This window comes from Streptomyces sp. NPDC000151 (genome assembly GCF_040301705.1).
In the GTDB taxonomy this organism is placed as follows: Bacteria; Actinomycetota; Actinomycetes; order Streptomycetales; family Streptomycetaceae; genus Streptomyces.
Window position 1 is genome coordinate 1 of record NZ_JBEPFC010000233.1, and the last position, 6,712, is coordinate 6,712.

Annotated in this window: 8 protein-coding genes; 3 read left to right on the forward strand and 5 right to left on the reverse strand. The window is 73.1% G+C overall.

Annotated elements, in window-relative coordinates; translation table 11 throughout:
- On the reverse strand, positions 1-1,852 hold a 1,852-nt coding region (locus ABT381_RS34350; protein WP_351601550.1), incomplete at its 3' end, for a DEAD/DEAH box helicase.
- A 462-nt stretch (positions 1,853-2,314) separates the two neighbouring features.
- On the opposite strand from ABT381_RS34350, the gene ABT381_RS34355 reads away from it, so the two are divergent.
- On the forward strand, positions 2,315-3,064 hold the full coding sequence (locus ABT381_RS34355; protein ID WP_351601553.1) for a ferritin-like fold-containing protein: 750 nt from the start codon (positions 2,315-2,317) through the stop codon (positions 3,062-3,064).
- 223 nt (positions 3,065-3,287) lie between these two features.
- Here ABT381_RS34355 and ABT381_RS34360 read toward each other — a convergent pair whose 3' ends face one another.
- The 4 genes from ABT381_RS34360 to ABT381_RS34375 form a co-directional block, all read right to left on the reverse strand.
- Entirely contained in the window at positions 3,288-3,566 is a 279-nt protein-coding gene (locus ABT381_RS34360; RefSeq protein WP_351601556.1) for a hypothetical protein, read from the reverse strand.
- Between the two features lie 239 nt (positions 3,567-3,805).
- The gene (locus ABT381_RS34365) at positions 3,806-4,033 is read right to left on the reverse strand and encodes a DUF3107 domain-containing protein (protein WP_351601559.1); all 228 of its coding nucleotides are present in this window, start codon (positions 4,031-4,033) and stop codon (positions 3,806-3,808) included.
- Positions 4,034-4,294: 261 nt separating this feature from the next.
- Positions 4,295-4,936 carry a TetR/AcrR family transcriptional regulator gene (locus ABT381_RS34370; RefSeq protein WP_351601562.1) on the reverse strand — a complete coding sequence of 214 codons (642 nt, stop codon included), beginning with the start codon at positions 4,934-4,936 and terminating at the stop codon, positions 4,295-4,297.
- Positions 4,937-5,083: 147 nt separating this feature from the next.
- Positions 5,084-5,299, reverse strand: a complete 216-nt coding sequence (locus tag ABT381_RS34375) for an Rv3202a family protein (protein ID WP_351601565.1) — start codon at positions 5,297-5,299, stop codon at positions 5,084-5,086.
- A gap of 241 nt (positions 5,300-5,540) precedes the next feature.
- Here ABT381_RS34375 and ABT381_RS34380 point away from each other — a divergent pair, with 241 nt between their 5' ends.
- Complete coding sequence (locus tag ABT381_RS34380; RefSeq protein ID WP_351601568.1) at positions 5,541-6,515, forward strand: alpha/beta fold hydrolase; 975 nt, start codon at positions 5,541-5,543, stop codon at positions 6,513-6,515.
- Between the two features lie 8 nt (positions 6,516-6,523).
- On the forward strand, positions 6,524-6,712 hold a 189-nt coding region (locus ABT381_RS34385; RefSeq protein ID WP_351601571.1), incomplete at its 3' end, for a hypothetical protein.

Consider the following 6,712-nt stretch of genomic DNA (forward strand, 5'->3'; position numbering starts at 1 on the left):
CGGCGGCGGCCTCCTCGGCGGCGCGGCGCTCGGCGGCCAGGCGCTGCGCGGCGACCTCGACCGTCTGGAAGCCCACCGAGGTGTCCTCCTTGACGATCACCGGACGCCGGGGCGCCGGAGCCTTGGCGACGGGCGCCCGGCCCTCGGCGGTGGCGACCGCGGCCTCGGGGGCCGTGCCCTGGGGAGCGCGGGTGCCGCGGGCACGCCGGCGGCGCGGCTTGGCCGGCGCCTCCTGCGCGGTGTCCGGGCCGGTGCTCTGCACCGGAACGGTCGCGGCCTCGGGCGCCGCCGGCTCGGCGGTCACCGGCTCGGCCGGCGCGACGGCCGGCGCGGGCTCGGCCACGGCGTGCGCGGTGGCGGTCCGCTGCGCGGCGGCGGACGTGGTGGCGTTGTCGGACGCGGCGGCGCGCGTGCGGCGCCGGCGGCGCGGCTGGCGGGGCGCGGTCGTGCCCTCGGCGGTGTCCGCCGCGGCCTCGGCCGCCTCGCCGCCCTGCGTACCGGCGGCAGCGGTCTCGCCGTCGAGAGGGGCGCCGTTGCGAGTACGGCGGCGCTTGCGCGGCGTACGCGTACGCTCCGGGCGCGCCTCCTCACGCTCGGCCTCCCGGCCGCCCTTGCGCGGCCCGCGGCCGCGGCCGCCGGTCTCACCGAGGTCCTCGACGTCCTCGGCGGCCAGGCCCGCCCGGGTGCGCTCGGAGCGCGGCAGCACGCCGGTGACGCCCTGGGGGATGTTCAGCAGCTCGTAGAGGTGCGCGGAGGTGGAGTAGGTCTCCTCCGGGTCGTTGAACGACAGGTCCAGCGCCTTGTTGATCAGCTGCCAGCGCGGGATGTCGTCCCAGTCGACCAGCGTGACGGCGGTGCCCTTGGCGCCCGCGCGGCCCGTACGGCCGATGCGGTGCAGGTAGGTCTTCTCGTCCTCGGGCGTCTGGTAGTTGATGACGTGTGTCACACCGCTGACGTCGATGCCGCGCGCGGCGACATCGGTGCAGACCAGGACGTCGACCTTGCCGTTGCGGAAGGCACGCAGCGCCTGCTCGCGGGCGCCCTGGCCGAGGTCGCCGTGGACCGCGCCGGAGGCGAAGCCGCGGCGCGCGAGCTGGTCGGCGATGTCGGCCGCGGTGCGCTTGGTGCGGCAGAAGATCATCGCGAGCCCGCGGCCCTCGGCCTGCAGGATGCGCGAGACCAGCTCCGGCTTGTCCATGGAGTGCGCGCGGAAGATGTGCTGAGTGGTGTTGGCGACCGTCGCGCCCTCGTCGTCGGGCGAGGTGGCGCGGATGTGGGTCGGCTGCGACATGTAGCGCCGCGCCAGCGAGATGACCTGACCGGGCATGGTCGCGGAGAACAGCATGGTCTGCCGCTTGGCCGGGAGGTACTGGATGATCTTCTCGACGTCCGGCAGGAAGCCGAGGTCGAGCATCTCGTCGGCCTCGTCCAGGACGAGACCGCGGACCTGCGAGAGGTCCAGCTTCTTCTGGCCCGCCAGGTCCAGCAGCCGGCCCGGGGTGCCGACGACGACGTCGACGCCCTTCTGGAGCGCCTCGACCTGGGGCTCGTACGCCCGGCCGCCGTAGATGGCGAGCACGCGGACGTTACGGACCTTGCCGGCGGTCAGCAGGTCGTTGGTGACCTGCTGGCACAGCTCGCGGGTGGGGACGACGACCAGCGCCTGCGGCGCGTCGGTCAGCTGCTCGGGCTTGGCCCGGCCGGCCTCGACGTCGGCGGGGACGGTGACGCGCTCCAGGAGCGGGAGGCCGAAGCCGAGGGTCTTGCCGGTGCCCGTCTTGGCCTGGCCGATGACGTCGGAGCCGGAGAGGGCGACCGGGAGGGTCAGGGCCTGGATGGGGAACGGAGTCATGATGCCGACTGCCTCGAGGGCTTCGGCGGTCTCGGGGAGGATCCCGAGGTCTCGGAACGTAGACAGGATGCTTGCCTCTTCTGTGAGACGCGGCGCGAGGCGACGAAGGGGATCGACCGTGCCTTGCCGGCCGTCGTACGGGGTCGTACTCGGCGCGGCCCGGCCTCCTAGGGCCGGATGGCGCGGGACCACTGCCTTCGCTCAGGCGCTCGTGCCGCGAGCGGTGTTCCCCTGCCGTGCGTACGTCTCGTACGCGTCGGGGCAGAGGGCGGTCGGGGTGGAGCCGATCGGGCCACCGACCGGGCATCCGCATTCGTGAAACACCCACCGAAACTTCGGCGGGCTCTTTACCACCATACCCCGGATGAGCGCATGTGTGTCCGGGCAATCGTTCGGTCGGGTGGTACCCGAGAGGCTGACCAGGCCCTTCCCCGGGTTGCGGAGCGGGCTATTGTGCGCTTCATGGAGACGCCTGACAACGCCACCGCCGACGCCCCCGCCACGCCCGACGAGCCCACCGGGATCGCCGCCCAGACCTGGGAGGAGGCGGCCGCCGACCCGCAGTACCGGGCCGCGGTGATCGACCTGCTCGGCGCGCTCGCGTACGGCGAGCTGTCCGCCTTCGAGCGGCTGGCCGAGGACGCCAAGCTGGCGTCCACGACGGACGACAAGGCGGAGCTGGCGAAGATGGCGTCGGCGGAGTTCCACCACTTCGAGCGGCTGCGGGAGCGGCTCGCGCAGATCGACGCGGAGCCCAACGCGGCCATGGAGCCGTTCGCCGCCGCGCTGGACGAGTTCCACCGCCAGACCGCGCCCTCGGACTGGCTGGAGGGCCTGGTCAAGGCGTACGTCGGCGACTCCATCGCCAGCGACTTCTACCGTGAGGTGGCGGCCCGGCTGGACTCCGACACCAAGGAGCTGGTGCTCGGTGTGCTGGATGACACAGGGCACGCCTCCTTCGCCGTCGAGAAGGTCCGCGCGGCCATCGAGGCCGACCCCCGGGTCGGCGGCCGGCTCGCGCTGTGGGCGCGCCGCCTGATGGGCGAGGCCCTCTCCCAGGCGCAGCGGGTCGTCGCGGACCGGGACGCGCTGTCGACGATGCTGGTCGGCGGCGTGGCGGACGGCTTCGACCTGGCGGAGGTCGGCCGGATGTTCTCGCGCATCACCGAGGCGCACACCAAGCGGATGGCGGCCCTGGGGCTGGCCGCGTAACGGACGTGAGACGACACTCACATCAACGCGCCCCGCACCGCTTCGGCAGGTGCGGGGCGCGTTGACGTACTGACGTGGTGCGGCGCTCCAGTCGTGGGAAACCGCGCGTACTGACATGGTGCGGCACGCAAACGCGCCGTTTCTGCGTGGCGACATCGGCCGGAAACCGTCCGTACCGGCTGTCCGTCAGGGCTCGGGGCTCGGGGCTCGGGGCCGGGCTGCCTCAGGCCGTCGCTGATCGGCGCAGCCGCCGGGCGGGCCGGGGCTCGGGTCGCAGCAGCAGCGAGAGCAGCGCCGCGGACAGGCCCACGGCCACCACAAGGACTACCGGTGTCTGCCCCGGGCCCAGGATCGTGTGCGCCAGCAGTGCGCCGAAGACGGCTGCCGCGGGGCCCGTGGACAGCGTCAGGCTGCGCTTCGGGAAGCGGCCGGGCAGCCGCCGGAGGGCGGCGAGGGCGAGGGCGAGGCCCAGGGCGGTGGCGCCGAGCACTTCCAAGATCATGTTTCCCCTCCCGCACGGATGACACCGCCGTGCCGCGGCGGTGTCACGGCCATTCGTGGGCGGTCGTACCCACGGCGCGCCACGGGCAATCGTGCCGGGCCGGACAAAGGTGCGATCACCGCCCTGAGCAGGGGAAAAGCGCCCGACAGTGCGGAGAGGGGGCGCAAGCGAACGGGCGGCGCCCCGGGGAACGTCTCCCCGGGGCGCCGCCCGTCATACGTGCTGTGCGCGGCAGGCGTCTACAGAGCGCCGAAGCCCACCTTGCGTCCGGCGGGCTCGCCGATCTCGACGTACGCCAGCCGGTCCGCCGGTACCAGGACCTTGCGGCCGTGTTCGTCCTCCAGGCTCAGCAGCTGCGACGTGCCGGCCAGCGCGGCGGCGACCGCACTCTCGACCTCCTCGGCAGGCTGCGAGCTCTCCAGGACGATCTCGCGGGGCGCGTGCTGCACGCCGATCTTGACCTCCACGGCTTATGTCCCTCCGACGGTCTCGGTCCCCCCGGTCTGGCCAGGGGGCGGGGTGCGCGACGATCCGCGCCCTACGCAGCACACATTAGCCCGGTACGGGGACGGACAAGGCGCCGCGGAACACGCCCGCAGCGAACACGAGGGCCGCGTGCGGCTGGTCAGGGCGCGGGAGCGGCACCGGAACAGGCGCCCGGCGCCCCGTCGGGGCGGGCGCCGGCACGGCTGCCGACGCCCGCCCCGGGGGCTCCGTCAGGGGCCGCCTCAGTGGCCTTCGGTGCCGTGCAGCGGGAAGCCCGCGATGCCCTTCCAGGCCAGCGAGGTGAGCAGCTGCACCGCCGTGTCACGGGTGACCGTGCGCTCGCTGGAGAGCCAGTACCGCGCGACGACCTGGGACACGCCGCCCAGGCCCACCGCCAGCAGCATGGACTCCTCCTTGGACAGCCCGGTGTCCTCCGCGATCACGTCACTGATCGCCTCGGCGCACTGCAGCGAGACCTTGTCCACGCGCTCGCGGACAGCCGTCTCGTTGGTGAGGTCCGACTCGAACACCAGTCGGAATGCGCCGCCCGGGTCCTCCACGTACGCGAAGTACGCGTCCATGGTCGCCGCGACCCGCTGCTTGTTGTCGGTGGTGGAGGCCAGGGCCGTTCGTACCGACTGCAGCAGCGACTCGCAGTGCTGGTCCAGCAGGGCGAGGTAGAGGTCGAGCTTGCCGGGGAAGTGCTGGTAGAGCACCGGCTTGCTGACGCCGGCCCGCTCGGCGATGTCGTCCATCGCCGCAGCGTGGTACCCCTGCGCCACGAAGACTTCCTGTGCGGCGCCCAGGAGCTGGTTGCGCCGTGCCCGGCGCGGCAGGCGCGTGCCCCGAGGGCGCGCGGCCTCTGTCTGCTCGATGGCGCTCACGCCGCCTCCCAGTGTCGTTCCGTACGAGATGCACACAGCCCGGTGCACCGCGCCCGCCATCGTACTTTTGGGTAACGAGGCTGTGCGCGGTCCGGAGCGAGAATTTATCCGCCCGGGTCTTGCAGGAAGCCGACATACCGGCTCAGGTCACCGGTAATCGTCTTCGTCCAGCTCGACCACCCGGGCCTGTTCCGCACGGTCCGCTTCGTTCGCCGCGTCGGGATCGCCGCCGGTCAGTGTGTCGTCCTGCTGTTGCGCGACGCTCATGAGCTGTTCCCGGGTATCCGCCTCCGGTGCTTCCGTGTCGATTTCGGTCGTCTCGTCCTCGTCGAAGGTATCCGGATCTGTGGGGTCGACAGGCATGGTGGCTCCCCTTTCCTGGGTGAGCGTCCTTTACACGAGCCTATGAGAGGGGATTGCCCGGCGCGATGCGGTACGCGCCGCGAACGGGTGGCGGTACCGGAAGGCGCGGTCGCACGGCTACGAAGCGGTCGCGTCGCTACGTAAGAAGTGACGGCGGCGCCACGAAGGCGCGGCCGTGACCCAAGAGACGTGTGATGGCGAACACACCGGAACGGACGTGATCGTCTCGTAACATCGACGCATGTCTTCCACGGAGCCGCCGGACACCCGAACCGCGCTCCCGGTGCCGCCCGGGGGCCCGGGCCCGCGCGTCGGCACCGAGGAGACGCTGCGCAGCGTGAGCCTGCCGGGCGTGACGCTCAGCGTCCGCGCGCCCGCCAGGGTGCGCGAGGACCTGCCGCCCGCCCTGTACGTGCACGGCCTCGGCGGCTCGTCGCAGAACTGGTCCGCCCTCATGGCGCTGCTCGCCGACCGGGTGGACGGCGAGGCGCTGGACCTCCCCGGATTCGGCGACTCCCCGCCCCCGGACGACGGCAACTACTCCATCAGCGGCCAGGCCCGCACGGTCATCCGGTATCTCGACCAGCGCGGCCGCGGCCCCGTCCACCTCATCGGCAACTCCATGGGCGGCGCGGTCTCGACCCGGGTCGCCGCGGTCCGCCCCGACCTCGTGCGCACCCTGACGCTGGTCTCGCCCGCGCTGCCCGAGCTGCGCCCGCAGCTCAGCGCGGTGCCCACGGCGCTGCTGGCGGTCCCCGGCATCACCACCCTCTTCAGCCGCCTGACGCGGGACTGGACGGCCGAGCGCCGCACCCGTGAGGTGCTCGCCCTCTGCTACGGCGACCCCGGGATGGTCACGCCCGAGGAAGTGGCGGCGGCGGTCGAGGAGACCGCGCGCCGGCTGCAGCTGCCGTACTTCTGGGAGGTCATGGAGCGCGCCTCGCGCGGCATCGTGAACGCCTACACGCTCGGCGGCCAGCACAACCTGTGGCGGCAGGCGGAGCGCGTTCTCGCGCCGACCCTGCTCATCTACGGCGGCCGGGACCGGCTGGTCTCCTTCCGGATGGCCCGCAGGGCCGCCGCCGCCTTCCGCGGCTCGCGCCTGCTCACCCTCCCCGAGGCGGGCCACGTCGCGATGATGGAGTACCCGTCGACCGTCGCCCGCGCCGTGCGGGAGCTGCTGGACGACACGACCGCCGATGCGAGCAGGAGCTGACGGGCCCAGTGGGACGCCATAGCCGCCGGACCCCGGAGGGGACGACCGACACCACGGAGAGCGGCGCCGTTACTGAAGAGACCGGTACCGCCGACCCGTGGGGCGAGCGCGACGCGGCCTCCTGGAGACCCGTGGACGCGGGCGAAGCGGCGACGCCCGACCAGGGCGCCGGCGCGGGCCCACGGGCCGCCTCCGGG